This window comes from Leminorella grimontii ATCC 33999 = DSM 5078, from assembly GCF_000439085.1.
In the GTDB taxonomy this organism is placed as follows: Bacteria; Pseudomonadota; Gammaproteobacteria; order Enterobacterales; family Enterobacteriaceae; genus Leminorella; species Leminorella grimontii.
Map to the genome: position 1 here is coordinate 584944 of NZ_AUUA01000001.1, position 26619 is coordinate 611562.

Sequence of the window (26619 nt, forward strand, 5' to 3'; positions counted from 1 at the left end):
CATCGCAATTGAAAAGCAGTTTGAAAAGCTATCGCTATGCAAAAACGGTACTGTGGGGGCTGTTGGCGCTATTGCTGGTACTCACCCTGTCGGCGGCGAACCTCGGTGCGCTAAAGCTGTCGTTCGCCACGCTTTGGCACGCGTCTGCGGACGACGTCGTCTGGGATATCTGGTTAAACATTCGCCTGCCCAGAGTGCTGCTGGCCGCCGTGGTGGGTTGCGCTCTGGCGACGTCCGGCGCGGTCATGCAGGGGCTGTTCCGTAATCCGCTGGCGGATCCGGGACTGCTCGGCCTCAGCAGCGGAGCGGCGATGTTTGTCGGCCTGGCCATCGTTTTTCCCTATGCGCTTGGCCTTTATGGCCATATGGTTGCCGCATTCCTTGGTAGTTTAGCCGTCAGCATAATTATCTTTTTGCTGAGCCGCAGCAGCCACGGAACGATGTCCCGCCTGCTGCTGGCCGGTATCGCCATTAACGCGCTGTGCGGCTCTGCGGTTGGGATATTAAGCTACGTAGGCGACGATCAGCAGCTTCGCCAGCTGTCCGTTTGGATGATGGGCAGCCTGGGGCAGGCGCAGTGGTCTACGCTGGCTATCGCCGCGTCGGTTATTGTTCCCGTCACGCTGTTGACGCTGCTGTCCGCCAGCCGCCTGAACCTGCTGCAGCTTGGCGATGAAGAGGCGCACTATCTCGGCGTCAACGTTCACCAAATCAAAATCAGGCTGTTGGTGTTAAGCGCGCTGCTGGTCGGCGTTTGCGTTGCCGTTAGCGGCATCATCGGCTTCATCGGGCTGGTTATTCCACACCTGATCCGCATGCGCATCGGCGCCGATCACCGCTGGCTTCTGCCCGGCGCGGCGCTGGGGGGCGCGTGCCTGCTGTTACTGGCAGATACGATTGCGAGAACGGCGGCCGCGCCGTCCGAGATGCCCGTTGGGCTGATTACCAGCCTTATCGGCGGCCCGTATTTCTTGTGGCTTATTGTTAAACCTAAAGGAGGCACTCATGCTGGAGGCTGAGGGCGTTTATTATCAGGCCGGGCGGCTTTGCCTGACGCAGGACGTCAGCCTGAAGCTCAACCCCGGCGAGCTGGTCACAATTATTGGGCCAAACGGCGCAGGTAAATCAACGCTTCTTCGCCTGTTGACCGGCTATTTGAGGCCGTCTCAGGGAGAGTGTCGCCTGATGGGAAAACGGCTGTCGGAATGGTGTCCTCACGCGCTGGCGCGCACACGCGCAGTGATGCGCCAGCATTCCGGGCTGGCCTTTCCCTTTAGCGTCAGAGACGTCGTGACGATGGGGCGCTTTCCCTACGGCAAGGCGCGCCAGCATGAGGCTATTGAGCAAGTGATGGCGCGAACGGAGTGCATGCCTTTGGCCAATCGCGACTATCGACAGCTGTCCGGCGGGGAGCAGCAGCGGGTTCAGCTGGCCCGCGTGCTGGTTCAGCTGTGGCAACCTGAGCCTGAAGCCAAATGGCTGTTTCTCGATGAGCCTACGTCGGCGCTCGACCTTTATCACCAGCAGCAGACCCTGAGGCTGCTTAAACAGCTAACGCAGGAGCTGAATTTCAACGTTTGCTGCGTACTGCACGATCTCAACCTGGCGGCGCTTTACGCTGACCGCGTCGTGCTGTTGCATCAGGGAAAACTGGTGGCGCAGGGGACGCCGGAGCAGGTTATGCAGGCTGAATCGCTGACCCGATGGTATCAGGCTGATTTGGGCATTCAGCGCCACCCTGAAACGCAGCAGCCGCAAATTTATCTACGTCAGTGACAATGTCACTAAATGTTCTTGGGCGGCGGCAAAAGCCGCTTAGCTCAAGGCGACCTTTATGCCCAACCCAATCAACACGACGCCAAGGACCTTATCTACAGAGCGCTGCACCTTTGCCAGCCCGCGCCGAACGGGAGCGCTTTGAATAAGAACGACCAGCAGAGGCCACCAAATGGCCGCGAGGATCCAGATGATAAAGGCGTACCACAGCTTTTCTCCCGTACTGGAGTCCAGGCTCAGCACCTGAGTAAAAACCGAAAGGAAAAACAGCGTGGCCTTTGGATTAAGCAGATTGCACAGGTATCCCTGAATAAACGCGTTCTTGTAGGTTGTTTGCTGCCGTTCGACCTGCGATACGTCCATCTTTCCCGCGCCTTTAGCCAACAGCGCCTGTATGCCAATCCAGATGAGATAGCCCGCTCCGGCGTACTTTAACAGGTTAAACAGCCAGGGCGTGGTCGTTATCACCACCGCCAGGCCCGCGACGCAGTAGGCCATGTGGGTCGCTACCGCAACGATTATCCCAAGCGCGGTCACCATAGCCACCGAGCGGCGATAGCGCGCGGCGTTCTTTATCACCAAGAAGAAATCAGGCCCGGGGGACAGCATGCCGAGGGTTGCGATGGTGGCGACAAAAAGCGAGGTTTCTAACATAGCGGCTCCGGGAAAGCGTAAACGCACAATTGTCCATAATGTCAGAGCATTGGGCTGAAAAACAAGGGGGAAAAGCAGCCAAGGGAACGTAGCTCGCTTCAGGGGCGATAGCGATGCGGTTTTAAAACGTCTCTTTGAACAGCGGCGAAAGCCGCTTGCCCCGGATTATTTAGGAAATTTGAACGCAAAGTCGGCGATAAACTGTTCTCCGGCTTGTGCAATAGCCTGCGACAGCGCGCGATAATATGTCTCTAACCCATAGCTTTCAATCTGATGGATATGCTGACGTATAGGCGCACAGAACAGCTCGGCGTTACCGGCCTCGACTCTCTTATTGTTTGGCGGCAATTCCCCGGTAATTGACTTAAACCAGGTACGCACGGAGCCTTTTAGCGCGTTCGGCACCTTCGCGACGTTTTCACTATTAGTCAATACCTGCAGCGTAGGGAACTGGTCAGCGTTTACCGCGGTTTTCAGACGGTTAAAAAACTGAGCGAAGATTTCAAACGACTGTAAGTCTGCAACTTTTGGCTTTGTGGTTATTCCGTTCTTATTTCCTGACCTGTTCGTCGACGGGGCAGGTTTTTCTCGTGACGACGGGTCGTTTAACTGAAGGTCGAACAGCAGATTGCAGTGCTCGCGGCGCTTCTTGACGTCCTGGAACATTTCCAGAAATGTCGTGATAAATTCAGGCGTGATAAGGTCATGCAGTTCATGATTAATTAACCATTGGCCCCGAGCGAATTGGTTAGGCGTTTGAAACCAGGCGGGTATCGGATCGGCAAATTTCTTTGGCTTGCCGCTGCCGTCGAACTCCACAAATTCCGCACCGTCGTTGAAGGCAAATCGGCAGTTCTTGAAGGTTTTAATAGGATTACCGAACGTCATCGCATCTTTAACAAACTTTGCGACCTCATGAGACATCACGAAGGCTGACTGCCTGTCGGCATCTCGTAAGACATAGTTAAGATCTTCTACTGACTTCACACCCGGCTCAAGGTCGGAGAATTCAAGAAAAATGTGAAACATTTCGGCGACTTCCTGTTGGTATTCTATCTTTTATAGATTATCACAGACTCCCTAAACACACCATTAACCGCCCGGATGAAAACGTTTATCAACGGTATGACGTACAGTGAAGTCATACCAATGCGGTGTGATACGGATGCGTTTTCCAAAGACTTATTATCTTAGTAGTCTTTGATATGTCAATTAATTGCCGATGGCTATTAAACGATATGAATGTAGATGCGAACGCATTTGTTTGAAGGGATAGTTAGAAAAGCCAGCGGCAAGCTGGCTCCGTTGTCGTTGCCGTACGTCAGGCTAAACGGCGCGGTTCATTGTTTCAGATAACCAATAAACCTGTTGAACGCTGACAGCGCCGCTTTGCCTTTACGGTAGTAAATCACTGAATACTGCGCTTCGGTATAAACGGTGGCGGTAGGCTCGCGTTCCGCAATCTGCGCGCGCTTGCCGTTGATATAGGCTTCATCTTCTGAAACCAGCCTGAATTCTAATCCATAGCCTTTGAATATTTTAACCCGTTCTGCCTTTTGCTGTTTCTGCTGCTGACTATCAGGACGCTGAGCCCGATCGCGTATTTCCATTGCAGAACAGCCAAAAGCGACGAAAGCCAGCAGGGCGATGGTGACTATCTTACGCATGTCGTAGGTTTCCTTCGTTGCCTAAATTGTACGGTTAAAAAGACATATGCCAGCCGACGTTAGCGCCAGCGGCGTCGCCATCCCATGAGACGCCTACCGTCGCAGCGGAGCGGTACGTGGTTCGAAACTGTGCGCCGCCCGCAACGGAGCTTGCGCCATCGTATTCACCCACGGCTACGGCTAATCCGCTGTTATTGGCGTCATAGTGCAGCCCCGCGATAGCCTGCGCCATTGCCCCGACCTTCTTTATTTTCTGGCGATTCTGGTCAATGTCCCTATGGTTTTGGTCTATTTGCTGGCCGTTTTGCTCAATGGCTGCGGCATTGTGTGAGATAGCGGAGCTATTGTGGTTAATATTGCCGCTGTTCGTGTCTACCTGCGCCACTGTCGCTGTATCAACGGTATAGCTGTGAATCGTTCTGATCGTCGTTATGCCGTCTTTACCGTCCCGGCCATCTTTGCCGTCAACGCCGTTTTTAAGCGGTATTGCCTGTGCGATCGGCTGAGGCGTTCTTTGCGCCGGCGTCAGGTTTGTCTGCATGATTGGCGTTGGGGGAGTGGCGTTGCCGTATGTTATGACGGGAGCCTTGGTCAGTTGCTGAGTGATTGTTGGCGCTTTGGGTTGTGGCGGAGGGGTTATAGCAACCGGCGGTGGTGCAAAAATGACGTCCATATTTTGAATACGCGTCACCTCATTGCCTGCATATACCCATGCATAAGCCTTGTGATAGTCACTTCGGTCGGCATTAAACGCGTTATAAGCATCGTTTGCCTTGGTTCGGGCTGCTTGCAGCAGTGCGTCATACTGGTCAATAGTCATTGTAACCGGAGTGGCTACAGCAGAGGCGGCGAACAGGGCTGTTAGAGCGGTCAAGTTACGTATGTGCATCTAAATACTTCCTACATAAGTTTTAATCAGTTTAATAACGCATGATTTATGACTGGTTGAAAGTCTTTTATAAGTCTTTTGTCGGTATGAGGTTACAGACTAATGATAGAATGTGTAAAGTCTTTTTATTTGGTTTTTTATTAGGTTTAAATATGACTTTGAATGTGTTGTGGTTTTAATTTTTGCTTCTGAATTTAATTATTAAATCAATTAAAAATAAACTAATAGTCAGCTAGTTATATTTGAACAAGATTCAATAGAGAGAGCGCGGAAGAGAAACCGTTGTGGGGGTATTACGTTGGGGGATAGGGAGCCTATTGCGTAAGAAATAAGAAAACGGGGGAGGCGCGAAAGCCTCCCGCACGGTATGGCTATTTATTAACCTTAATAACGCGCTTCACGTCCAGCTCAATCGAATTCCAGTCCTTATCGATTTCGCCCTGTAGTTCGACCAGATCGTCAGGCGTCACAACCTGACCCTGCCAGCGCTTATCGTCAATGTCTACGTTCATCGTGCCGGTTTCATCGCGAAACAGGTATAGCTCTTTGCCGATTTGCTGAACGATGTTTCCGCGCAGAGTGACCCAGGCGTCGTCGCTCATCTTAAGGGCCTTGTCTACCGTTGTCGCAGAGGCTTTTGGGCCGGAGAAACCGCCCGCCGGCGCGGTTTGTGCCGTGCTTGAATTCGGGCCGTTGAACCCACCGGTTGACTGAGCCAGCAGCGGCGTGCTGATTAACGCGGTGACTAACGCCAGCATGGTTAATTTTTTCATTAACATCCTCCTCTTTTAAATGTGATTTCCTCTATTGACCAGGCTATTTAACACGCTTTTTCTTAACCAGATCTTAAGGCGAAAAAATAAAAAAATAGTGGGGATCTTGGGTGGATATCCCTCTTTTTATACGGTAAAAAGGGGCCGGATACGAGGAGAACCGCATGCGAATTTTATTGGTAGAAGACGACAGGTTGATTGGCGACGGTCTGAAAGCCGGATTGGGAAAGCTAGGCTTTAACGTGGACTGGTTTTCAGATGGCCTGGTTGGCCAAAGAGCGCTAAGCGCAGCGCCCTATGACGCCGTTGTGCTCGATCTCTCTTTACCCGGCATTGACGGTATGGACATCCTGCGCGCCTGGCGAACCGACGGGCATGACGTTCCGGTGCTGATTTTGACCGCGCGCGACGCTATCGAGAAACGCGTAGAAGGGCTACAGCAGGGAGCGGATGACTACCTGTGCAAACCGTTTGCCCTGACGGAAGTCGCCGCTCGCCTGCAGGCGCTTATTCGCCGTCGGCACGGCCAGCTTACGCCTACGCTAACCTATGGGGATATTACGCTTGACCCCGTTACGATGGCTGTCACCCAGCGGGGGAAGGCGGTTATCCTTAAGCCAAAAGAGTTCGCGCTGCTTACGCTGTTTATGCACAACGCGGGACGCGTGCTTCCTCGCTCACTGATTGAAGAAAAAATTTATAACTGGGATGAGGACGTTTCCAGCAACGCCGTCGAAGTGCATATTCACCACCTGCGCCGCAAGCTGGGCAATGAGACTATTCGCACCGTTTACGGCGTAGGCTATGCGCTGGGAGAACCCAAGTGAAATTCAACAGCCTGCGGCTGCGTTTAACTTTACTGTTTTCTCTGGTCGCGCTGCTGGCCTGGGCGTCGGCCAGCCTGATGGCCTGGTGGCAAATAAACAACAGCGTCAACGAACTGTTTGACACTCAGCAGATGCTGTTTGCCAAGCGGCTAACGGTGCTAAACCCTCAGTCGTTCTCTGAACCGCAAAGCCTGCAGGAAATGAAAAAGACGGTTCGCCACAATCGCGGCAAGCTGGACGACGACGCGCTGGCGTTTGCTATTTTCACCCTTGACGGCCAGCGCGTTCTTAGCGACGGAGACAACGGCAAAAGGCTAATCTTCGACTATCGCACCGACGGGTTTGCCGACGGAGGTCTTGTTGACGACGACGATCCCTGGCGCGTGATTTGGCTAATGGCGCACGACAAAAAGCATATTGTCGCCGTCGGTCAGGAGTGGGAGTACCGAGAAGACATGGCAAGGGACATCATTTTATCGCAACTGGCCCCTTGGCTGATTGCGCTACCGATGATGATCCTGCTGCTTATCGGCCTGATTACCTATGAGCTGCGCCCCTTAACGCGGATCGTCAATCAGCTGAACCAGCGTCGCCCTGACGACGACGCGGCGCTCGTCGTCCAGCGGGTGCCGAGCGAAGTCAAGCCGATGGTGGACGCGCTGAATCGGCTGTTTTCCCGCATTGGTCAGATGCTGACCCGCGAGCGACGCTTTACGTCGGACGCCGCACACGAACTTAGAAGCCCTCTGGCCGCGCTAAAGGTGCAGGCGGAGGTCGTTCAGCTGGCGGGGGACGATGACGATATGCGCAATGCCGCGGTTGTGAACCTGATGGACGGCATCGACCGCTCTTCCCGCGTCGTCGACCAGCTTTTGACGCTGTCTCGGCTGGATTCTCTGTCCCAGCTGAGCGACGTTCAGGAAATTGAGTGGCCGCTGCTGCTTCAGACAGCGATTGCCGACCACTATCAAAAGGCGCGCGCAAAGGACATCGAGCTTAGCCTGTCGGTAGAGCAGACGCCTAAACCGATAAGCGGCCAGCCGCTGCTGCTGTCTATTTTACTGCGCAACCTGTTGGACAATGCGATGCGCTATAGCCCGCCGGGCAGTACCGTGGCCGTGACGTTGACGTCAACCGGTTTTCGCATAGAAGACAACGGCCCGGGCGTTAATTCAGACTTTCTTGCGCGCATAGGCGAACGCTTTTTCAGGCCGCCGGGCCAGGAGAAAAGCGGCAGCGGGCTGGGGCTATCCATCGTGGAGCGGATAGCCCGCCTGCACGGGCTTGGCGTCAGCTTCCGCAATCGTCCTCAGGGCGGCTTTGTGGCTGAACTAAATATAAATATCGACTAAACTCAGAGTGATGCTAAAACAATAGTGACGTTCAAGGAGCGGGATGAGAATTCTTTTGGTCGAAGACGACGAGTTAATTGGAGACGGCATAAAGGTTGGCCTTGAAGAGATGGGCTTTACCGTAGACTGGTTTATCGATGGGCGACTGGGCGAGCAGGCGATACATTCCGCGCCTTACGACGCCGTCGTTCTTGACCTAAGCCTGCCTCACGTGGACGGTTTAGACATCCTTAAACACTGGCGCCAACAAAGGGTGGATACCCCGGTGCTTATTCTTACCGCCAGAGACGCGCTGAACGAGCGGGTGAGCGGCCTGCAGCTCGGCGCCGATGACTATCTGTGTAAGCCTTTCGCTCTTGAAGAGGTCGCGGCTCGCCTGCAGGCGCTGGTGCGCAGGCGGCACGGGCAGCTGAGTTCGGTGCTGGAATACGGCGATATCGTGTTTGACGTCGCCAGCGGCAGCGTGACCAAAGCCGGAGAACCCGTAACGCTAACCGCAAGAGAGCTGAAGCTGCTTGAACTATTTTTACTCAGTAAAAGCCGCGTGTTGAGCAAGGCGCTGATTCAGGAAAAGCTTTATTCCTGGAGCGACGACGTCAGCAGCAACACCGTTGAAGTGTATATCCATAACCTGCGCCACAAGCTGGGAAAAGACCTGATTCGAACTATTTACGGCATGGGCTATGCTCTGGGCAGCGATAAATGAAAAACCTCAGCCTGCGTACGCGCCTTATCGCCATTTTTACGCTTCTGATCGTACTGTCCTGGACGGTGTCCGCCGCGATTGGTTATGTCAAGGTTCGCCACCGCGTTCGCTTGATGTTCGACGCCGAGCAGATCCTTTTCGCTCAGCGCCTTGAGCGCTCGGGGCTGGACGATTTATTAAAGCTCGATCCCAACGATAAAAAAACCGCATTTTCCCCGCATTTTAGTCATCAGGCGCGTGAAGCGATCTCCTATGCGATTTTTACGCGGGAAGGGAAGCGGCTAATCGGCGACAAGACTGACGAAGCGGAGATAACGTATTCTCCCAACAAGATGTTGCTTGGCGACAAGCCACAGTTTATTGAAGGGAAAAAGTGGCGAGTGCTGTGGCTGGTTTCGCAGGATAAGCGGTTTGTTATCGCCATCGCTCAGGAAACCGCTTACAGAGAGCGGTTGGCCAAAAATATTCTGTGGGATCATCAGGTGACGCCGTGGGGCATTATGCTGCCTATCATGCTTATCGCCATTTTCTTTTTAATTAGCCACGAACTCGCTCCGCTTAAGCGCGTTTCGCGAGCGCTAAAGAAAAGGGCGCCGGATGACGAAAGCCCGATTGAAGAAGAGCATATGCCGAAAGAAGTTCAGCCGTTTGTCAATGCGCTGAACGCGTTGTTTCGTAAAACGGGCGATCTGCTGCGAAGGGAGCGTCGCTTCGTTTCCGACGCGGCTCACGAACTGAGAAGCCCGCTAACGGCGCTGAAGGTGCAAACGGAAGTTGCCCAGATGACGGCCAATAAGCCTGAAGTACAAAAGAGGGCGTTAGGCAACCTGACGCTGGGCATTGACCGCGCCTCCCGGCTCGTCGACCAGTTGCTGACGCTGTCAAGGTTGGATGCACAGTCTGAAATCCCGGACCGTGAAGCCGTTAACTGGCGCGCGCTGCTTGAAGAAATGCGTCCGACGTTTGAAGATACGGCACAGGCCAAAGGCACGGAGCTAAAAATCGACTATCGGGGTGATGCGCCGGTGACGCAGGGAAACGTCGTCCTGCTGTCGCTGCTTATCCGTAACCTGGTCGACAATGCGCTGCACTACACGCCGGAAGGCGGTGCCGTCCACGTAACGTTGAGCCACGAAACGTTTATCGTCGAGGATTCCGGGCCGGGCGTGACGAAAGAGCACTTGGCGCGCATGGGGGAGCGTTTTTATCGTCCTCCGGGGCAAAAGAAGATCGGCAGCGGCCTCGGTATTTCTATCGTGAAGCAGATTGCCGAGCTGCATCGCCTGAAGGTGGCGTTTCGAAACGGGGAACAGCGGGGATTTATTGCAGAAGTTTCTTTTAAGTAGCGTGAATGGGATAAAAGCAAGCGGCGAGGCCTGAACGACCTCGCCGTTTTGATTTATGATGCGGAGAAGAGCAGCCCAGGAAGCAGCAGGCCGCCCCAAACGATGGCGGCGAGAATAAGCGTCACCAGCACGGCGGCGGAACCGATGTCTTTTGCTCGTCCGGACAGTTCATGATGGTCATAGCCTATTCTGTCCACCACCGCTTCAATCGCGCTGTTGAGCAGTTCGACAATCACCACCAGAAAGACCGAGCCTATCAGTAAAATTTTCTCTATCGCCGGCACGTTTAGCCACAGCGCCGCTGCGGTAGCGACGATGCACAGCAGGCATTCCTGCCGGAAGGCAGCCTCGTTTCGCCAAGCGGCTATCAGCCCGGCGCGCGAATACCCCGCCGCCTTAACGATTCTCGTCAGCCCTTTGGCCTGTACTTTGCTCATCGCTACCCCCTTATTTTGCAGCGGATCGACAGGTTTTAAACATGTCCAGAGCCGGGTTATAGACGTTCGTTTGGATATCAAAGATGCCTAACAGCGAGTGGAACAGGTTGTCCTGGCTGAACGTACCGGTCTTGGCTTCTTTCTGCAGGCAGTTTTCGTCCAGATTTTGAGTTTCCCGGTATTCTGGCGACGTCCACAGGATAAACGGAACGTGCGTTTGCTGTGACGGTGCGATAGCGTAAGGCGCGCCGTGCAGGTAGAGGCCGTTCTCACCCAGAGATTCACCGTGATCGGACAGGTAGATCAGGGCGGTCGCGAACTTATCCCGATGTTTATCTAAAACCGCAATCACCTGGTCTAACATTGCGTCGGTATAGACGATGGTGTTGTCGTAGGTGTTAACCAGCGTTTTTGTGTCGCAGTTTTGAATATCGTTGGTATCGCAGGTTGGCGTAAACTTTCGATACTCGCTGGTATAGCGGTCGTGATAGCTGGGGCCGTGGCTCCCCATCTGGTGCATCACGATAATGCCGTCGTCATTTTGGCCGTTGATATAGTCTTCCAGCTTATAGAGCAGGACATCGTCCTTACACTCTCTGTTCTTACAAAGGTCTGGGAGTTTCAACAGCGTCATATCTTCATTAGGTACGCGATCGCAAACGCCCTTACAGCCGCCGTCGTTTTCACGCCAGAAGACGTTCACCTTCGCTCTGGCAAGAATATCAAGCACGCCTTCGGTATGCTTAGCCCTGGAGCCGCTGTAACCTTTGCGGTTCATGTCGGAGAACATGCAGGGTACGGAGACGGCCGTTGCCGTGCCGCAGGAGCTGACGTTCTGGAAGAACAGCACGCCGTCGCGCTTGGACAGCATCGGGTTGGTGTCGCGAGAATAGCCGCCGAGCGAGAAGTTTTCCGCTCTGGCCGTTTCGCCAACCACGAGCACCAGCAGCGTTTTCTTTTTCCTCTGCTGCGCCTCCGGGCCTTTTTTTGCATCCAGCCCAATCTGCACAAAGGGCTTTTGCGAATCAATATAGCTGGACACGTTGCTAATCAGCCCGGCAACGGCGTTTGACGGCACCAGCGTTTTTTCTACCCCGCGGTTGTTGCGAAAAAAGGGCGCATAGTCCTTAAAAAGGAAAAACGCGATGATGAGAACCACTAAAGCGGAAATAACGATACTTGCCGTTTTGGTCAGAAAAAAACGTATAGCGCCTCGTGAAGGCGCGACTTTCGTGAGCAGAACAATAATGGAGGGAATAATACCCAAACAGGTAAACCACATCACCATCTGCGGCGATACCAGATCCAGCGTTTCGTGAACGTTGGTCTCCAGCGCATTTTGGATCATGTTGCGGTCGATAACGACGTTAAAGGCATACATAAAGTAGTTAACGCCGGCGCCAATCAGAATGAAGGCGATTGCCAAGGGCTTTCGAATATAGGGCCAAAAAAGCAGGCTAAAAATAATATTCAACAAGCAAAAGAGCACTATCGGCATGGAGATGAAAAATACCAACGTCGCGAGAGAATCGACGCCGACGATCTTCCAGGCCTGAGTAAAAAATCGGGTATTTTGCGCAAGCGTAATAAACAGCGTCACGCCAAGAATAAACGTCAGGTCGCTGCATTGAATTTTCAAGACTTTTCTCACTACAGAGCTCCAGAGATAGCAATTATTCAAACGTGCATAGTTGAGCAATTAAACCTTAATCAATTATTAAGCCAAAATAGTGACGGAGTTCGTTGGCAACCCTTTAAATTTATTGCTATATATGGGCCATAGGCTCATTCCCTATCCTCTGAAAAAGCTAAAGGTGAATGATAAATGACGAGACTCCGTCAATAAGGGGGCTGTAAATGGAACAAACAACACAACCTGCGACCACGCTGAGCCACTTAAAAAGGCGAAAGTATAGTCTCCTAATTAAGTACGCGATGAAGATGTTTGAAGAAGGCGCTTTTCCAACCGTTAGCGAACTCGCGGTCGAGGCGCAGGTATCCCGAGCGACGGCCTACCGCTATTTTCCCACCCAGAGCGATCTCATCGCTGCCGTAGTAGAAGAAACGCTAAAACCCATCATCAACTGGCAGCCGGAACAGAGCGACGCGGAGTCCCGCGTAGAGGCGCTGCTGCGCTTTGCCTACCCCCAAATGTTGAAGCATGAAGGGGCGCTGCGCGCTGCGCTTCTGCTCTCTTTACAGCAGTGGGCCCAGCGGCGGGCGGCGGAGTTTAAGTTGACGTCTCTGGATGATGAAACCTCCGCAGATACGCAGGACCGACTGGTGCGGGGCCACCGTAAGGCGATTTTGTCTCTGGTTACGGAGCCGCTTAACCACGAACTGCCGGAAGCGATGGTTAAAAAGGTCAACTGCGCGCTGTCTATGGTGTACGGCTCGGAAGTTTTCATGGTGTTAAAAGACATCTGGCAGTTGGAAAACGACGAAGTGATGTCGATGACGCAGTGGATGGCGAAGGCCATACTGAATCAGGCCCGGGCCGATGCGAAGGAAAGTGAGGGGAAGGAAGCGCTTTCCCACACGTCTTGACGATGGCTGAGAAAAAGAGCGACGCTGTTTATCAGGATGTCGATTTTTCACAGCTTTATCTTAACCACATGCGGCGAGCGGGAAGAGTGACAAAGCCCGCTAGCAGCTGGGACGAAAAAGCGGAAAAGATGGCGCGAGTTTGCGCCAATCCTGAAGACGAGTATTTAAAAGCGTTTCTGTCGCGAATGGACCTGAGCGGCGCAGAGACGCTGCTTGACGTTGGCTGCGGCCCCGGCACGATTTGCCTTCCCTGCGCGCCGCGCTTGAGGCAGGTTTATGGGCTGGACTACAGCCCCGGTATGCTTGACGCAGCACGTCGACGGGCTAATGAGGCGGGGATCGTCAATGCGGCGTTTATTCAGCGTGAATGGGACGCCGCGTGGGACGACGTCCCCGTTTGCGATATCGTCGTCGCTTCCCGCTCTACGCTGGTTGCCGACATGGCAAGCGCGCTGCGTAAGCTTAATGAAAAGGCAAGAATGCGCGTTTATACCACGCACGCCGTCCAATCCCACTTTATCGACGAACGCATTCTTAGTGCCCTGGAGCGCCAAAGCGATGGGCTGCCTAACTATATTTATCCGCTAAATATTCTTTATCAAATGGGCATTCATCCACGTCTCGACTACATTGACGCCCACTATCCACAGCCGCAGCCTGAAAGCTATGAGGTGTTTGAACGGGCCGTGGGCTGGTCTTTGGGGGAGCTTAGCCTGACGGAAAAGCGACGCCTTAAAAGCTACTACCGCCGCTGTGAAGAGGACGACGTGGCGCCACTGAGTTCTCTCAGGCGTTGGGCGTTTATCTCCTGGCAAACGCAAGGCGGCAAATAAGGATTTACCGTGTTTTATATTTCAGATGACTTTATAGACAGACTGCTGCTCGATGACGTTCAGCAGGGCGATTTGACGACCAGAGCGCTGGGAATTGGCTCAGTGAATGGAGAAATGCAGTTTATTCGCCGCCAGGCCGGCAGAGTGAGCGGCGTTTTCGTCGCCTCTCGCATACTGTTAAAGCTTGGTTTGACGGTTGATATCCTCGCTTCCGACGGGCAGAACGCCCAATCAGGAGAGGTGCTATTGACGGCAGAGGGCCGGGCTGATGCTCTGCACCAAGGATGGAAGGTTGCGCAAAACGTGCTGGAGTGGAGCTGTGGCGTCGCCCAGTACATGGCCGAAATGACGCAGCGAGCGCAAAGCGTAAATCCTTCAGTGCGCATCGCCTGCACGCGAAAAAGCATCCCGGCAACCAAAGCGCTGGCTATTCCCGCCGTACTCGACGGCGGCGGCATCATTCACCGGGGCGGAACGGCGGAAACGGTACTGCTGTTTGCAAACCATCGTCGCTTTTTTTCCAATCCGAACGACTGGGCTGGCATGATCTCAAGGCTAAGAGCGCAGGCGCCGGAAAAGAAAATCATCGTAGAGGCCGACAGCGAGGAGGAGGCAATGGCCGCTTTAGCTGGGCAGCCTGATATTATTCAACTGGATAAGTTTACCCTGCCGCAGATCCGCCGCCTTCAGGATCTCGTCATAACGACTTCGTCACGCTGTCGGCTGTCGGTAGCCGGAGGAGTTCATCAGGAGAACGTTGCCGACTACGCGGCAACCGGCGTCGACCTTATCGTCACGTCGTCTCCATATTACGCGACGCCCGCGGACGTTAAGGTCGTTTTAGATCCTCAGCGGTAGGAATCTCAGTGGGTCACAGCCTCAGCGTTGGGCCCACGTGCTCAAACAGAATGTTGACGCCAATGCCGATAAGCACCAGACCGCCTAATACTTCTGCGCGCTTGCCTAACAGCGGGCCGATAAACCGGCCCAGCATCATACCCAGCGTCGCCATAATCATGGTCGCAAGCCCGATAGCCATTGCGGTATGGAAAATATTTACCTGAAGCAGGGCGAGACCAACGCCGACCGCCATGGCGTCGAGGCTGGTGGCGACCGCCGTAGCGGCTAAAATCCAGAATGAGTGCCTGTGCAGCTTGGGCGCCTCAACCTCCGGCGCCTTAAGGCCTTCAACTATCATCCGGGCGCCGAGAATAAGCAGCAGGCCAAACGCGACCCAGTGGTCCCACTCGGTAATATATTGGCCGGCAAACAGGCCGAGGCCCCAGCCGATAAGCGGCGTGATGGCTTCAATCGTGCCAAAAATAAGGCCTGTGCGGAAGGCTTCGCGAAAGCGGGGTTTGTGTAAAATTGCGCCCTTACCGACAGAAGCGGCGAAAGCGTCCATTGACATGCCAAAAGCAAGAATAAGCGTTGCGGAAAGATTCATTATTATTTTCTCTGGTCGGGAAAGCCAATAGCAAAACCAAACGTGGCCCAACCTTACCGCACGTTCGGAATGCTAATGGTCTCGCCTACCCGATAGGGCTGCCTACACCACGCCAGACGTAAAGCCCGGCGAGTATGTTGATGCAGGCGCTAATGTCAAAGACAAAAGCCGGCTACTCCCCAATAACGGACGCATTCTAACATTTGAAACGAAAGTCTGAAATTAAGAAGCGCCTATCAATTATTTTTATCAGTAAATGAGAATTATTTTCATCAATGGCTATATTTAAAACATTCTAACTTTTGATGAGTAAAATAATATTAGTAATAGTTAAATATAAGGGTGAAATGATAAAAGAAATAATCTTTTACCGCATAGAGGGAGATATCACTTCACTTAAAACATAAAGTTTTACATATGTTATTAAGGAATTACATCAATGAGGTTACTCACGAAATGAACAAGTGGTAAAAATGTCGTCACTTTATCTTAAAATGAAAGAGAGTTACACTCGAATATCCTTATGGTCCAATAGTGGACTTATGAACAAATAATGTTTCTTGTTATTATCGTGATAACAAAAGCATATTTCATTAATTGCTTTTATCGAGACAATAAAAAGTCAGCAGGGATATGAATTTAACTCTTTGACGTTAATCATAAAATGAATGGTATCTATGAATTTACCTCAAAAACCGCAGGAAAGCACTTTAAGACTTGTTGAGTGTATTTCAAATATAGGTGAAATCTATTCCCACAACCAGCAGGTTGTATTTTGTCAGGAAATTGAGAATAAGAGAAAAGAGTTCGTTTTCGCCGTGCAGGAAGGAAAGGTGGAAATTTACAGAAAAAATGTTTTCATTGGCGAGCTAAGCGCGCCTTGTATTATGGGGCTATTGCAGTCCTGTTTTCTTATCGATTTCTACCATTTAAAACCCAGCAGCGATAGCGTTATGGTTGTTACTGAACGTAGCGTGGCGATGGAAGCCATAACTCAAAAGGGACTGTGGAATGATGTTCTTAACTATCAAGCATATGTCTTTGATATACTCCTCTATCGAAGAGAGTTGATCATCAAAAATTCTGCCTATAGCGTTATTTGCAACCTGCTGGAAGAGCTGGCTAAACTGCCCTTGGCGGAGCGTGAAAAAATTAGCGTAGGAAGCTATATCCTCAAGTACAGTGATATGGCGCGCAGTGGGATGATGCGCATTTTGTCCGATCTCAAAATGGGTGGCTATATAGAAATGAAAAGAGGGAAGCTGATTCAGATATGCAAAAAGTTGCCTGAGAAGTATTAAACATTCCTATCTGATGTTTTGTAAGAAAAATCCTTTCACGATTAAATAAAATTTCGAAAGAAACAACACATCATCCTGCAAGTCGGTCTGATAACCTCAGATAATAAAAGCATCGTTTCTTATAATCAAATTGACATTAAAACGCCAAGATTTTTTCTGAAATCCTTGGCGTTTTGTTTTTTTAATATATTTTAAAAGGGTGTTCATTGTTTTTAATGGTGCTAATTTCAGCATTAAATAGTTTAGCGTGTTGCTAATTAAGGCGTGAAGACGACTTTGTGGTTGAACTTATTTGAGCATGACGCTTGGCTGACAGAGCTTTGCAGATAAAAAGCAAAGCTCTTCAAGCCATCAGGTAAGCGGAAAATTTAGGTTGTATAGCATGGGGCAGGCGTGGCAGCACTAATACCCATATTAAAATATGAATGCTCAGATAGAGGTTGTTTATAGTCAGCGTGATTTTTAAGACATCGAATGAAGGAATCCGATTAACGGGGCGTGGACGCCGCTTTCCGGCCTTTGGACCGACCGGAAAGCGCATCGTCGTTTTTATTGCATAAAGCGGCTCATTTCCTCAAAAATTTGCAGGTTTTCGCTGTAGTTGACCGCCTGCACGTCTTCAAGTTTTTCCACCTGGCTGACCATCTGGGAGAGGCGTAAATCCTTTTGTACCAAAAGCCAAATGCGGCTTTGGGTGCTGTCTTTGATTGGCATACAGAGGATACCCTCAACGTTGAACGCCCGGCGGGCAAACAGGCCGCAAATGTGCGACATGACGCCAGGATGGTTGCGCACGATGAGTTCCAAAGCAATGGCTTGATTTATTTGCGACATGTTCAGGCTCCAATCATTTCAATATTCGCCGCGCCGGGCGGCACCATCGGATACACTTTCTCGTTGATATCGATAAGCGCATGAATCAGACAGGGGCCCGGTCGGCGGATAGCCTCGGCCAGCGCGGTCTGAGGGTCGGCTTCGCTATTCAGGTCGCAGGTATCCAAGCCAAAGCCGGCGGCGATCTTCACAAAGTCGGTTAGGTAAGGGTAGGCGGCGGCAAAAATGCGCTCCTGATAAAACAGCGTCTGCTGCTGGTGAACCAGCCCCAGCGCCTGGTTATTCATCAGAATGATTTTAACGTCCAGACGATGCTCAACTGCGGTCGCCAGCTCCTGAATGTTCATCATCAGGCTGCCGTCGCCGGAGAAGCAAAGCACCTTACGAGAGGGTTCCGCCAGGGCTGCGCCGATAGCGGCGGGCAGGCCAAACCCCATCGTACCCAGGCCGCCGGAGGTCAGCCACTGGCGTGGACGGCGCAGCGGATAAGCCTGCGCTACCCACATCTGATGCTGGCCCACGTCGGTGGTGACAATAGCGCTTTCGTCCACGGAGTCGGCCACGGCTTTGATAAGCCCATAGTGGCTCAGCGGGTTGTCAATGTCGTTCATAACGGACGGATAGTCCGATTTAATCTGGTCGACGTTTGCTCGCCACGCCGCTCGTGGATTGGCTTCAATCAGAGGCAGTAGGTTTTTAAGCACCTGTCCGACGTCGGCCGCAATGGCGATTTGCGGCCGACGGATTTTACCGATTTCCGCCCGATCGATGTCTACGTGGATAATTTGAGCGTCGGGGCAAAACTGTTCCGCTTTACCGATAGCGCGGTCGTCGAAGCGCGCGCCCATGACGATAAGCAGATCGGCCTGTTGCAGGATAAGGTTAGTGCTGCGAGCCGCATGCATTCCCAGCATGCCGAGATAAAGCGGATGTTCCGCGGGCATGGTGCCCAGGGCCATCAGAGTCATGGTGGTCGGCAAACCGGCTCGCTCGGCAAGCTCCAGCGCGGCGCGCTGCGCCTCGGCGCAGACTATCCCGCCGCCTAAATAAAGCACCGGGCGCTTAGCCTGGTTGATTGCGGTGGCGGCGTCCATCACGGCGTGAACGTCAAACGGCGGCGGTGCGTCGGGTTTAGCGATGGGCGGCAGTTCGTCAAGCTCGATGGTGGCGGTCTGCACGTCTTTGGGAATATCTATCCATACCGGCCCTGGGCGCCCGGATTCAGCAATACGGAACGCGTCACAGATAACCTGGGGCAGTTCGTTGACGTGGCGCACCAGATAATTGTGCTTGGTAACGGGAATCGACATGCCGTAGGTATCCACTTCCTGAAAAGCGTCGGTACCTATCATGGAAGATGATACCTGGCCCGTGATGCAAACCAGCGGCACGGAGTCCAGCTTGGCGTCGGCGATGGCGGTGAGGAGGTTAGTCGCGCCGGGGCCGCTTGAGGCCAGGCACACGGCGGCCTTGCCGTTAGTTCTTGCCATTCCTTGGGCGATAAACCCGGCGCCCTGTTCGTGGCGAGCCAGTATGTGTCGGATGACCTTGCTTTGCCCAAGAGCGTCGTACAGCGGAAGCGCCGCGCCGCCGGGAATGCCGGCAACGGTCGTGATGCCCTGACGTTCCAATAAGCGAACGATTAACTCCGCTCCGGTAAAGCAGGTTTTTGGATGTGGCTTGCCCGATTCGACCATCGTTTTTATCCTTCTGTTTGGGCCGACGTTCCCGGGCGGGCGCCTATAAAGCAGAAACCCCGCCCGGTTTGCGCCGGCGGGGTTTCGAAATCTTGCGTTGATTCGGACCCGTTACGGCGCACTGCCGACGACCACCACCACACGCACGACGACCACCGCGGCAGGTTGCGCGGTGAGGAGGAGCGATTGAGCGAATGGGGTTGTCATTACGGGATTACCTTATCTGTTAAATGTGTCAGTAAATGACGCGAACGTTTTTATAAAAGCACAGGCTTACGAAAGGCTCAACGGGTTTATGCAAAAAATGCGCTCTCCCAGTAAAAAATGGGATATTCATCACCTTTATGTGAGTAACTCATAGTGTGAGTAGAGCGCCTGAACGTAGCGCATAAGCTCTCTGCGTACGCTCTCTGGCCCAATGCAGGTACAGCGAGTGCCGAAGCTTAACAAAAGCCGATAACCCCGTTCGTCCGGCACAAACGGCATAACGACGTGAAGTCGGCCATCTTCAGTTGGGGTTATATTTTGCGGCGGGCAGTATTCGTTCAGGGCTTCACGCAGGACCTTATCGGCAATGAGCTCAATATCTATCAGCCTCGGATCTATCCATGCGCTGCACGCCATGCTGGTTGGATTAAACGGCCTGGGCGTAAAAACAGTATTCTGCTCATGCATGCGGACAATTCGGCTCAGCTTGAAGGTGCGGAAATCGTTGCGTTGCAGACAGTAAGCGCGCAAATACCAGCGCTGCTCTTTTAACAGCAGCTGATAGGGCTCAACGCGTCGTACGCTTTGCGCTCCGTCGCCGTCTTCGTAGTGGATTTCCAGCACCCAATGCTTTTCCAGCGCGTCTCGCAGCGCGTTAAGGTCTACGTGGTGCGAAGGGTAGCCGGTCCATGACGTGAGGTCTATCGCAACCTGGCCGCTTTTAAACGCCACTTCTTCGGCGCGCTGAGGGGGAATCAGGCTTCTCACCTTCGCCCGCGCGGCGCTAAGTTCCGGCGTCGACAGGGCAGGAGACAGGGCGTTTAGCCCCGTCAGCAGCGTTGAAATTTCTGCGCTTGAAAACAGTCGCTTGTCGACTTTAAAGCGCTCTATAACCCCGATGCCGCCATTCGGTCCTGGCTCTGTGACAATCGGGATCCCTGCCCGCGCCAGGGTATCGACGTCGCGATATATCGTTCGAACGGAAACTTCGAACATTTCGGCCAATCTGGCGGCGCTTATCTTGTCTTTTTCCAATAGGGCCATCAGGATGGCAACAATTCGGTCTATTTTCATCGTTCGCCTCTAAATGCTGACATACAGATGTCAGGGTTAGCATGCCATAGTTTTGAAAAAGCGAGGGTATTTATCTTAACGGAGGTTAAACAATGAGCTACTTAGACGACTTTCACCGCCTGATGGACACGCAAAAAGAGATTGCGTTGGCGACCTGCCTGAACGACGAACCTAACGTCAGGATCGTCAATTTTTATTATTCTCAGGAAAGCCCGGGCGTCCTTTGGTTTGCGACCTTTAGCGATAACGTGAAGGTGGCGGAATTTGAGAAAAACGATCGCGTTGCCTTTACAACGGTTCCCTACGGTGACACAGAGCACGTGCGCGCTGCGCGGGCGAAGGTGAAAAAAAGCGCGCTGCCGCTGAGCGCGTTGCAGGATGCCTTTATCGATAAAATACCGGGCTACGCTGATATTATTACTATGGCGGGAGAGGCTTTAGCGCTGTACGAAATCCATTTTTCTCAGGCCAGCGTGGTGCTGGATGCGGAAAGAATGGGGAACATATCATTGTGACATTGTCACAAATAATTTCACCTCGGCAACCCATTGTAATAGTGTACTAGTTCAGTTAATGTGACGAGACGACGTTATCTTTATTATCGTATAGGTTAGGGAGCCACCTTTGTCCTCGTCCTCATCCAAAATAGAATTCCGCGGCGGCCCGCTGATGGTGCTGGTTCCCGCCGTGGTTTTCCTCATCGTTGCGGTTTACCTGTTTATATTCCAAAAGGCGTTCGACATGAACGGGCTTGCCATGGGCGGTTTTCTCGGCGTTATCGCCGGCTCGCTTTTGGCGAAAAACAGCGTCAACTATTGGAACGGCGCGATTGCTGGCATCGCCGCGCCGCTAACCGGCGTACTGGTCTGCATTCTGGTGATGGCCGGCATTTTTTCTTCCATGATGAAGGCTGGCGGCATTGCCGGGGGCTTCGTCTGGTTAGGCGTTGAAACGGGGATTTCCGGCGCGCTGTTCTGCACCTTCACTTTTATTGCCACCGCCATTATTGCAACGGCGACCGGCACCTCGATCGGTACTATTTTTGCCGCCGTGCCGGTTTTCTTTGCCGCGGGCGTTCAGCTGGGCGGCGATCCGGCCATGCTGGCGGGCGCGATACTGAGCGGCGCCATTTTCGGCGATAATCTGGCGCCGGTGTCCGACGTAACGGTTATCTCCGCCAGCACCCAAACCTACCGCGACGGCGAAACCGCCGAAGTGGGCGGCGTGGTGGTGTCCCGTAGCCCGTATGCGATTTTGGCCGGGCTTTTGACCATTCCCTTTTATCTGCTGTTCGGTCAGGGCCAAGAGGCCAATATGCGGCTTACGGAAACCGCATCGGCCAGCGGCCTGAGCATGCTGGTTCCGGTTATTATTCTGGTCGCGGTGGCCATCTATACCCGAAACATTTTTTCAGCGCTGATCGTCGGCGTCATCTCTGGGCTGGTTATCGGCCTGCTGATGGGACGCCTGGAGGTCAGTCAAATCCTGTCGGTGAAAGACGGCCAGCTGGACGGCATTCTCTATAACGGCGTAAGCAGCATGGCGGGAACGATTATGCTGTGCCTGTCGCTGTTTGCCGTTATCGGCATTCTGGAGAAAAGCGGCGCCATCGCCGCCATGACGCAGCGCCTGACCCGCGGCAATCAAACTATGAGCGCCGCCCGCGCAGAGGGTATCCTCGCCGCCGGGGCATTTTTATGTTCGACGGTGTTTGCCGGCGTCACCAGCGCGGCGCTCATCCTGTTTGGTCCGATTGGCGATAAGGTTGGCAAAAGCGCTGGCCTGCACCCGTACCGACGCTCCCACATTATGAGCGCCATGGCCAACAGCATACCGGTCATTCTGCCGTTTAGCGCCTTCGTCTTCGTCGTGATGATCGCGGTGAAGAGTCAGTCTTCCGGCGACGTTATCACGCCGTTTACGCTCTTAACCAGCGCGTTTTATCCCTGGGCGCTGTTCCTCGTTTTTGGCGGCAGCGTGATAACGGGCTTGGGACGTCGCTTTGAAGGCAATAACCGCGCCTCGCTGAAAGCGCCGATGGAGAATGAAAATGATGAACGATGAGTTTGAGCTTTACGATCTGCACGTCGAGGTCATCCCTGACGGCGACAGGCCCTACGTTTGTTCGCATCACACGGGGCAAGGCTTTGACGTCGTGGGCGAGAACCTGATTTTTCCAGAAGGGGGCCGCTTTTCCCTCTACGCCATGGGGGCGCTGCTGCCTCTGCTGCCGGCCAAGCAAAGAATGACTCATGCGCACGACTGGATGACGACCGATGCGCTGATAGCCTGTCCGGACCCATACTGCGGCGCACGTTTTAGGATTACGCGCACCGGCCTTAGAACGTTCAGGCACGGTGAGTGTACGGTCGTACCGCTTAATGCGGATACGCCTTCAAAATAAGAGTAACGGATAAACAATAATGGAAAACGCGATACGAATTAATTTGACGCCCGACTATCAGACATGTCGAATCATCAACGGCGGCTGGCAGCTCTCCGAAGGACATAAGCTACAGGGTGAGCACGACTTCTCGTCGGTTCTAAAAGCCTTTCATCAGTTGGCGGAACGCGGCTTCACCACCTTTGACTGCGCCGATATTTATACCGGCGTAGAAGAGCTTATCGGCCAGTTTATTCTTGAAAGAAGGCGCGACACGGGGAAAGACGACGTTCAGGTTCACACCAAGTTTGTGCCCGACCTGTCCGCGCTGTCCGAGGTCGACTATCACTACGTCGAACGCATCATCGCCCGCAGCCTAAAGCGCCTTAATAAAGAGCAGCTGGATCTGGTGCAGTTTCACTGGTGGGACTACCAGGTGCCCGGCTTTCTGGACATCGCCGGGCACCTGGTTCGCCTGAAGGAGGAGGGGCTGATTAAAAATCTGGGCACCACCAACTTTGACACGGCTCATCTGCAAAAGTTGGTCGATGCCGGTTACCCCTTGGTCAGCAATCAGACGCAGTACTCCGTGCTCGACAGGCGCCCCGAGCGGGCGATGGTCGACTTCTGCCAGCGCAACAACGTCAAGCTTCTGTGCTACGGCTCTCTGGCAGGCGGCTTTTTGTCTGAGTCATGGCTGGGTAAGCCTGCGCCTTCGACGTTGGAAAACCGCTCTCTGGTGAAATATCGCCTGATTATTGATGACTCCGTCGGTTGGGACGGCTATCAGCAGCTGCTACGGCTGATGAAAGAGATTGGCGAGCTTCGAGGCTGTTCACTGTCCAACGTGGCGGTAATGTACATATTGAATAAGCCCGCGGTTGGCGCAGCGATTGTCGGCACCCGCAGTGAGCGGCATATTGCCTCCAACGAGAAGGTCTTTAGCTCGCGGCTGCTGCCGGAAGACGTTCAGCGTATCGACGACTTCCTCAATCAGCACCGCATTCCCGACGGAGAGCCGTTTGGGCTGGAGCGGGAAGAGGGCAACAAGCATCGCAATATCATGAAAATGAACCTGAACGACGAGTAAAAAACGCAATAAAGGCGTGCTCGTGGCGCCGCTTTAGCGTTATGCTTCTGTTACTCAGACCGGCGGGGCCGTCAGGCTTTGGCCCCGCAATAAGAAAAGTAAAAGCGGGAGCATTCATGAACGTGATACTCGTGAAAACCGAGCCGGACGACGTATGGCTTGCCGAATCCCTTAGCCAATACAACACGGCCGACTACTATGCCAAATACGGCATAAGCTGGAAAACCCACCTGTTTACCACCAACTGGGAGATGCGGGAAAACTACCGCGTCGTCTACGACGATACCCACGTCGGTTTTTTGATGCTGGAAGCCGAACCGGAATCCGGCGAACTGTATATCCACGATCTGCAGCTGGATAAGGCCTATCAGCGTCGGGGCATCGGTTCTCAGGTGCTGACGCTCATTGAGCGCCTGGCGCGTCAAAGAGAAATCCAGCACCTGAGGCTGAGCGTTTTTATCGACAGTCCGGCGCAGGCGCTGTACGGCAGCAGAGGGTTTGTTGTGGTTAACCAGAATGAAAGTAGGGTGAGTTTGTATAAGCGGTTATAATAGTCGGTTCTTAATAACGAAACAGCAAGCGTTGGCTTGCTGTTTAACGCGAAGCTAACGCTGTGATGCTTAATGATAAAAGCTGAATTTGGAATAATTGATAAAATAGATGCTAGTGAAAACTACGACGTATATGAACCTGAAAAATACCACTGCGTCTATATTGATGATGATGTATATATCAACGACTGGTGGGAAGCACTCTTATCTATGAAAACGTATTTTCATTCAATGAGCCGTCCAAGCCATGCTCTTGCGCGTTGGGGTATTACTATCATTCCTCCGGAATCTTTAGCTAAATTCCAGCAGATCGTTTTATCCGATCGGCGGTTAAAGCAGGATCCACATCTTATGGTTTTAGCTGAGATAATACAAAAAGCAATTGATGGGAATAAGCACATGATACATTTCGGTGTGTAATGACCTAATTCGTAAATAGGGCCGCTTTCGCGGCCCTATTGTCATATTCACTACTTCAACGGCGGCACGCCGTCCTGCCAGCTATCCCAGTGGTTTACGATATAGTCGGTCATCTCTGAGCCTACCGTCGCGATGTTTTCCACCGTTTCCTTAAAGCCGCCGGCGGTCTGGCCCGGAGCCGGGTCCAGGTGTTCCAGCGTGGTTTCTTTCGGGTTGCCCTGATCGAAGTTCACCGCGCCGCGCAGGCTTAAAATCCGCTGCGTGGAGCCTTCCGTTTTGGCGATAACCTGAGTAATCGCCGCAATTTCCATTTCCGTCATCAGATAGTCATCCGCGCCGTACAGCTTGGCGATATACTGCGCCTCTTTTGACATGCCCGGCCCGTGGAAGAAGGTGTCTCCGGTCATATGCGTGCCGGTCAGCACCTTTGGCGTGCGGCGAGCGTTAGCGTCCGGATAGCGCTGGCGGTATTTCTGCGCGCCTTCGGAGTCTTGTAGCTTTGTGTCTCCCGTGATCTTCATGGCCCAGGAAACCAGCGTTGGGTTGAACTGATAGCGGCGGATGTTTTCATAGCCTTTACGCGGCATAAAGGTTTGGCCGTCGTGAAGGCCTTCTTCCGGTGCCCAGCGGTGGCCAAGGTCGTAGTCCACCGCCCAGGTGGCCCAGCTCACGTCGCCAATCGTTCCGCGGGACGGCGGCGTACCGGCGACGCCGTTAATGATGAAGTAGGCTTTGGACATATCAAACTTCGGGTTGAGAAGTATCGCCTGCATGGATGAAGAAGAGGCGACTTTCCCCATGCCCAGCACGGAACCGCATACGCCGCTGTCGTTACAGAAGACGGGGTTTGAGGCGCCCTTGACGGCGATGGGCTGGCTGTCTTTGAAATATTTTTCGTACCAGTTTTGGAATTCGCCCGCTTTATCTCCGGTGTTTTTACCAATTTCAAACATAGAGCCGACAAAAACCTTCACCTTAATCGGCGCATCGTCGGCCAGTGCGTGGCCTGACGCCAGAAGAGGAAGGAGAACCAGCGAACTAATACCTTTTTTAAACATCGTTTTGTTTCCCGTTTTTGTGTACGTAATCGTTTGCGCTATTTTCTCCGTTTGGGAACAAAAAGGCCAGATGTCGATAATGAATTTATGTCATTAAAGTTTGGCAGGACTATGCCAGGTGCTTATCGCTTGTAATTAAACCTGATGGAATAGGCGCCATTTTTCTTAATGGCGATGTCTGCGACAATGAAAATCTGAACGCGCTTCACGGCAGAAGAACTGCTTAAGAATTATACTAAAAGAAGAAAAACCACTGGCATAAATAGAGGAGGCGCACGATGTACAAGTCCATCTTAGTCCCTTTAGACGTCATGGAAGACGCACTGTCCCACAATGCGTTAAAGCACGCGGTTGGTTTGGCGAAAATGACCGGAGCGAAGCTGCATTTGCTGCACGTCTTGCCCATTTCCACCACGATCATCAACGCGTATGAGCTAGGCTATCTCGATTTGAAAGACAAGGCGTCGGCGATTGCCGAAGAGCGCTTAAAGCATCTGGCTGATGGCGTTGACCTGCCCAAAGACCGCGTTTCTTATTCACTGGCCTTCGGTTCAACCAGGGATGAAATTGTTGAATCGACGCAAACCGTACAGGCCGACCTTATCGTTATCGGCTCGCGCAGGCCCAATATAAAAACCCATCTTTTAGGCTCCAACGCCTCCGGCATCGTACGGTATGCAACGACGTCGGTGCTCGTCGTCAGGTAATCAACTCAGGTGCCGGGCGGAACATTTCGTCCGGCATGCTTTA

30 protein-coding genes and 1 riboswitch are annotated in these 26619 nt (G+C 52.9%); of the genes, 17 read left to right on the top strand and 13 right to left on the bottom strand.

All coding sequences use genetic code 11. The annotated features are described in order from the left end of the window. Positions 1-20: 20 nt before the first annotated feature. Together G544_RS0102670 and G544_RS0102675 are read left to right on the top strand one after the other, a co-directional pair. Entirely contained in the window at positions 21-1019 is a 999-nt protein-coding gene (locus G544_RS0102670; RefSeq protein ID WP_051155566.1) for a FecCD family ABC transporter permease, read from the top strand. Next, on the top strand, positions 1006-1776 hold the full coding sequence (locus tag G544_RS0102675; RefSeq protein WP_036023077.1) for a heme ABC transporter ATP-binding protein: 771 nt from the start codon (positions 1006-1008) through the stop codon (positions 1774-1776). The genes G544_RS0102670 and G544_RS0102675 overlap by 14 nt, the downstream gene beginning before the upstream one ends. Before the next feature lie 39 nt (positions 1777-1815). On the opposite strand, the gene G544_RS0102680 is transcribed toward G544_RS0102675, so the two are convergent. From G544_RS0102680 to G544_RS0102700, 5 genes are all read right to left on the bottom strand, one after another. After that, positions 1816-2430, bottom strand: a complete 615-nt coding sequence (locus tag G544_RS0102680) for a LysE family translocator (protein WP_027273153.1) — start codon at positions 2428-2430, stop codon at positions 1816-1818. Between the two features lie 165 nt (positions 2431-2595). Continuing rightward, positions 2596-3459 carry a hypothetical protein gene (locus G544_RS0102685; RefSeq protein WP_027273154.1) on the bottom strand — a complete coding sequence of 288 codons (864 nt, stop codon included), beginning with the start codon at positions 3457-3459 and terminating at the stop codon, positions 2596-2598. Between the two features lie 311 nt (positions 3460-3770). Continuing rightward, entirely contained in the window at positions 3771-4097 is a 327-nt protein-coding gene (locus G544_RS21235) for a hypothetical protein (RefSeq protein WP_051155539.1), read from the bottom strand. A gap of 34 nt (positions 4098-4131) precedes the next feature. Continuing rightward, the gene (locus tag G544_RS21240) at positions 4132-4986 is read right to left on the bottom strand and encodes a YadA C-terminal domain-containing protein (protein ID WP_051155540.1); all 855 of its coding nucleotides are present in this window, start codon (positions 4984-4986) and stop codon (positions 4132-4134) included. A gap of 371 nt (positions 4987-5357) precedes the next feature. Further along, complete coding sequence (locus G544_RS0102700; RefSeq protein ID WP_027273155.1) at positions 5358-5759, bottom strand: YgiW/YdeI family stress tolerance OB fold protein; 402 nt, start codon at positions 5757-5759, stop codon at positions 5358-5360. 164 nt (positions 5760-5923) lie between these two features. Between G544_RS0102700 and qseB the strand changes: the two genes are divergently transcribed. Genes qseB through qseC (G544_RS0102720) form a run of 4 tightly spaced genes read left to right on the top strand, consistent with a single transcriptional unit; the run spans position 5924 to position 9990 of the window. Continuing rightward, complete coding sequence (qseB, locus tag G544_RS0102705) at positions 5924-6586, top strand: quorum sensing response regulator transcription factor QseB (protein WP_027273156.1); 663 nt, start codon at positions 5924-5926, stop codon at positions 6584-6586. Further along, positions 6583-7938: a quorum sensing histidine kinase QseC gene (qseC, locus tag G544_RS0102710; RefSeq protein WP_027273157.1), complete on the top strand. Its 1356-nt coding sequence runs from the start codon at positions 6583-6585 to the stop codon at positions 7936-7938. The genes qseB and qseC (G544_RS0102710) overlap by 4 nt, the downstream gene beginning before the upstream one ends. Positions 7939-7981: 43 nt before the next feature. Continuing rightward, positions 7982-8644 carry a response regulator gene (locus G544_RS0102715; RefSeq protein ID WP_027273158.1) on the top strand — a complete coding sequence of 221 codons (663 nt, stop codon included), beginning with the start codon at positions 7982-7984 and terminating at the stop codon, positions 8642-8644. After that, the gene (gene qseC / locus G544_RS0102720; protein ID WP_027273159.1) at positions 8641-9990 is read left to right on the top strand and encodes a quorum sensing histidine kinase QseC; all 1350 of its coding nucleotides are present in this window, start codon (positions 8641-8643) and stop codon (positions 9988-9990) included. Before G544_RS0102715 ends, qseC (G544_RS0102720) begins: the two co-directional genes overlap by 4 nt. Before the next feature lie 53 nt (positions 9991-10043). Here the strand turns inward: qseC (G544_RS0102720) and G544_RS0102725 are convergent, their stop codons facing one another. Further along, entirely contained in the window at positions 10044-10427 is a 384-nt protein-coding gene (locus G544_RS0102725; protein ID WP_027273160.1) for a diacylglycerol kinase, read from the bottom strand. Between the two features lie 10 nt (positions 10428-10437). Further along, positions 10438-12066, bottom strand: a complete 1629-nt coding sequence (eptA, locus tag G544_RS0102730; protein WP_245614577.1) for a phosphoethanolamine transferase EptA — start codon at positions 12064-12066, stop codon at positions 10438-10440. A 218-nt stretch (positions 12067-12284) separates the two neighbouring features. Here eptA and G544_RS0102735 point away from each other — a divergent pair, with 218 nt between their 5' ends. The 3 genes from G544_RS0102735 to modD are packed head-to-tail and all read left to right on the top strand — an operon-like array spanning position 12285 to position 14665. Next, the gene (locus G544_RS0102735; RefSeq protein ID WP_027273162.1) at positions 12285-12974 is read left to right on the top strand and encodes a TetR/AcrR family transcriptional regulator; all 690 of its coding nucleotides are present in this window, start codon (positions 12285-12287) and stop codon (positions 12972-12974) included. A gap of 2 nt (positions 12975-12976) precedes the next feature. Beyond that, entirely contained in the window at positions 12977-13807 is an 831-nt protein-coding gene (locus tag G544_RS0102740; protein ID WP_027273163.1) for a class I SAM-dependent methyltransferase, read from the top strand. A 9-nt stretch (positions 13808-13816) separates the two neighbouring features. After that, positions 13817-14665, top strand: a complete 849-nt coding sequence (gene modD / locus G544_RS0102745; protein WP_027273164.1) for a ModD protein — start codon at positions 13817-13819, stop codon at positions 14663-14665. A gap of 13 nt (positions 14666-14678) precedes the next feature. Here modD and mntP read toward each other — a convergent pair whose 3' ends face one another. After that, the gene (gene mntP / locus G544_RS0102750; protein ID WP_027273165.1) at positions 14679-15254 is read right to left on the bottom strand and encodes a manganese efflux pump MntP; all 576 of its coding nucleotides are present in this window, start codon (positions 15252-15254) and stop codon (positions 14679-14681) included. A 19-nt stretch (positions 15255-15273) separates the two neighbouring features. Further along, a riboswitch (yybP-ykoY riboswitch) is annotated at positions 15274-15447 on the bottom strand. 484 nt (positions 15448-15931) lie between these two features. Here mntP and G544_RS19815 point away from each other — a divergent pair. Further along, positions 15932-16555: a helix-turn-helix domain-containing protein gene (locus G544_RS19815; RefSeq protein WP_036023080.1), complete on the top strand. Its 624-nt coding sequence runs from the start codon at positions 15932-15934 to the stop codon at positions 16553-16555. Positions 16556-17104: 549 nt separating this feature from the next. On the opposite strand, the gene ilvN is transcribed toward G544_RS19815, so the two are convergent. The 4 genes from ilvN to G544_RS0102770 form a co-directional block, all read right to left on the bottom strand. Further along, positions 17105-17389 (bottom strand): acetolactate synthase small subunit, encoded by a 285-nt coding sequence (gene ilvN, locus G544_RS0102760; protein ID WP_027273166.1) that lies wholly within the window; start codon positions 17387-17389, stop codon positions 17105-17107. A 2-nt stretch (positions 17390-17391) separates the two neighbouring features. After that, positions 17392-19086: an acetolactate synthase large subunit gene (gene ilvB / locus G544_RS0102765; RefSeq protein ID WP_027273167.1), complete on the bottom strand. Its 1695-nt coding sequence runs from the start codon at positions 19084-19086 to the stop codon at positions 17392-17394. A 111-nt stretch (positions 19087-19197) separates the two neighbouring features. Beyond that, positions 19198-19293, bottom strand: a complete 96-nt coding sequence (gene ivbL, locus G544_RS21545; protein ID WP_071783243.1) for an ilvB operon leader peptide IvbL — start codon at positions 19291-19293, stop codon at positions 19198-19200. Between the two features lie 135 nt (positions 19294-19428). Next, on the bottom strand, positions 19429-20367 hold the full coding sequence (locus G544_RS0102770) for a helix-turn-helix transcriptional regulator (RefSeq protein WP_027273168.1): 939 nt from the start codon (positions 20365-20367) through the stop codon (positions 19429-19431). A 92-nt stretch (positions 20368-20459) separates the two neighbouring features. Between G544_RS0102770 and G544_RS0102775 the strand changes: the two genes are divergently transcribed. From G544_RS0102775 to G544_RS0102800, 6 genes are all read left to right on the top strand, one after another. Then, on the top strand, positions 20460-20882 hold the full coding sequence (locus tag G544_RS0102775) for a pyridoxamine 5'-phosphate oxidase family protein (protein ID WP_027273169.1): 423 nt from the start codon (positions 20460-20462) through the stop codon (positions 20880-20882). 109 nt (positions 20883-20991) lie between these two features. Next, positions 20992-22431: a Na+/H+ antiporter NhaC family protein gene (locus G544_RS0102780; RefSeq protein ID WP_027273170.1), complete on the top strand. Its 1440-nt coding sequence runs from the start codon at positions 20992-20994 to the stop codon at positions 22429-22431. Continuing rightward, positions 22418-22771, top strand: coding sequence for a TIGR04076 family protein (locus tag G544_RS0102785; protein ID WP_027273171.1), 354 nt, complete (start codon positions 22418-22420; stop codon positions 22769-22771). Before G544_RS0102780 ends, G544_RS0102785 begins: the two co-directional genes overlap by 14 nt. A gap of 19 nt (positions 22772-22790) precedes the next feature. After that, positions 22791-23840, top strand: a complete 1050-nt coding sequence (locus G544_RS0102790; RefSeq protein ID WP_027273172.1) for an aldo/keto reductase — start codon at positions 22791-22793, stop codon at positions 23838-23840. A 116-nt stretch (positions 23841-23956) separates the two neighbouring features. Next, positions 23957-24391, top strand: a complete 435-nt coding sequence (locus G544_RS0102795) for a GNAT family N-acetyltransferase (protein ID WP_027273173.1) — start codon at positions 23957-23959, stop codon at positions 24389-24391. A gap of 72 nt (positions 24392-24463) precedes the next feature. After that, entirely contained in the window at positions 24464-24811 is a 348-nt protein-coding gene (locus G544_RS0102800) for a hypothetical protein (RefSeq protein WP_027273174.1), read from the top strand. Positions 24812-24861: 50 nt separating this feature from the next. On the opposite strand, the gene G544_RS0102805 is transcribed toward G544_RS0102800, so the two are convergent. Next, positions 24862-25869 (bottom strand): purine-nucleoside phosphorylase, encoded by a 1008-nt coding sequence (locus G544_RS0102805; RefSeq protein ID WP_027273175.1) that lies wholly within the window; start codon positions 25867-25869, stop codon positions 24862-24864. Between the two features lie 278 nt (positions 25870-26147). Here G544_RS0102805 and G544_RS0102810 point away from each other — a divergent pair, with 278 nt between their 5' ends. Next, positions 26148-26576: a universal stress protein gene (locus tag G544_RS0102810; protein ID WP_027273176.1), complete on the top strand. Its 429-nt coding sequence runs from the start codon at positions 26148-26150 to the stop codon at positions 26574-26576. The last annotated feature ends 43 nt before the right edge of the window (positions 26577-26619 follow it).

Bases quoted from the DNA above. Each gene is read 5' to 3' on its own strand.
- G544_RS0102810 (WP_027273176.1), top strand. From the start codon at position 26,148: ATGTACAAGTCCATCTTAGTCCCTTTAGACGTCATGGAAGACGCACTG.
- G544_RS0102770 (WP_027273168.1), bottom strand. From the start codon at position 20,367: ATGAAAATAGACCGAATTGTTGCCATCCTGATGGCCCTATTGGAAAAA.
- ivbL (WP_071783243.1), bottom strand. From the start codon at position 19,293: ATGACAACCCCATTCGCTCAATCGCTCCTCCTCACCGCGCAACCTGCC.
- G544_RS0102795 (WP_027273173.1), top strand. From the start codon at position 23,957: ATGAACGTGATACTCGTGAAAACCGAGCCGGACGACGTATGGCTTGCC.
- G544_RS0102775 (WP_027273169.1), top strand. From the start codon at position 20,460: ATGAGCTACTTAGACGACTTTCACCGCCTGATGGACACGCAAAAAGAG.
- G544_RS19815 (WP_036023080.1), top strand. From the start codon at position 15,932: ATGAATTTACCTCAAAAACCGCAGGAAAGCACTTTAAGACTTGTTGAG.
- G544_RS21235 (WP_051155539.1), bottom strand. From the start codon at position 4,097: ATGCGTAAGATAGTCACCATCGCCCTGCTGGCTTTCGTCGCTTTTGGC.
- G544_RS0102680 (WP_027273153.1), bottom strand. From the start codon at position 2,430: ATGTTAGAAACCTCGCTTTTTGTCGCCACCATCGCAACCCTCGGCATG.
- G544_RS0102725 (WP_027273160.1), bottom strand. From the start codon at position 10,427: ATGAGCAAAGTACAGGCCAAAGGGCTGACGAGAATCGTTAAGGCGGCG.
- G544_RS0102785 (WP_027273171.1), top strand. From the start codon at position 22,418: ATGATGAACGATGAGTTTGAGCTTTACGATCTGCACGTCGAGGTCATC.
- G544_RS0102805 (WP_027273175.1), bottom strand. From the start codon at position 25,869: ATGTTTAAAAAAGGTATTAGTTCGCTGGTTCTCCTTCCTCTTCTGGCG.
- mntP (WP_027273165.1), bottom strand. From the start codon at position 15,254: ATGAATCTTTCCGCAACGCTTATTCTTGCTTTTGGCATGTCAATGGAC.
- G544_RS0102685 (WP_027273154.1), bottom strand. From the start codon at position 3,459: ATGTTTCACATTTTTCTTGAATTCTCCGACCTTGAGCCGGGTGTGAAG.
- qseB (WP_027273156.1), top strand. From the start codon at position 5,924: ATGCGAATTTTATTGGTAGAAGACGACAGGTTGATTGGCGACGGTCTG.
- G544_RS0102740 (WP_027273163.1), top strand. From the start codon at position 12,977: ATGGCTGAGAAAAAGAGCGACGCTGTTTATCAGGATGTCGATTTTTCA.
- qseC (WP_027273159.1), top strand. From the start codon at position 8,641: ATGAAAAACCTCAGCCTGCGTACGCGCCTTATCGCCATTTTTACGCTT.
- G544_RS0102735 (WP_027273162.1), top strand. From the start codon at position 12,285: ATGGAACAAACAACACAACCTGCGACCACGCTGAGCCACTTAAAAAGG.
- ilvB (WP_027273167.1), bottom strand. From the start codon at position 19,086: ATGGTCGAATCGGGCAAGCCACATCCAAAAACCTGCTTTACCGGAGCG.
- G544_RS0102790 (WP_027273172.1), top strand. From the start codon at position 22,791: ATGGAAAACGCGATACGAATTAATTTGACGCCCGACTATCAGACATGT.
- G544_RS0102675 (WP_036023077.1), top strand. From the start codon at position 1,006: ATGCTGGAGGCTGAGGGCGTTTATTATCAGGCCGGGCGGCTTTGCCTG.
- G544_RS0102715 (WP_027273158.1), top strand. From the start codon at position 7,982: ATGAGAATTCTTTTGGTCGAAGACGACGAGTTAATTGGAGACGGCATA.
- G544_RS0102700 (WP_027273155.1), bottom strand. From the start codon at position 5,759: ATGAAAAAATTAACCATGCTGGCGTTAGTCACCGCGTTAATCAGCACG.
- G544_RS21240 (WP_051155540.1), bottom strand. From the start codon at position 4,986: ATGCACATACGTAACTTGACCGCTCTAACAGCCCTGTTCGCCGCCTCT.
- G544_RS0102800 (WP_027273174.1), top strand. From the start codon at position 24,464: ATGATAAAAGCTGAATTTGGAATAATTGATAAAATAGATGCTAGTGAA.
- ilvN (WP_027273166.1), bottom strand. From the start codon at position 17,389: ATGTCGCAAATAAATCAAGCCATTGCTTTGGAACTCATCGTGCGCAAC.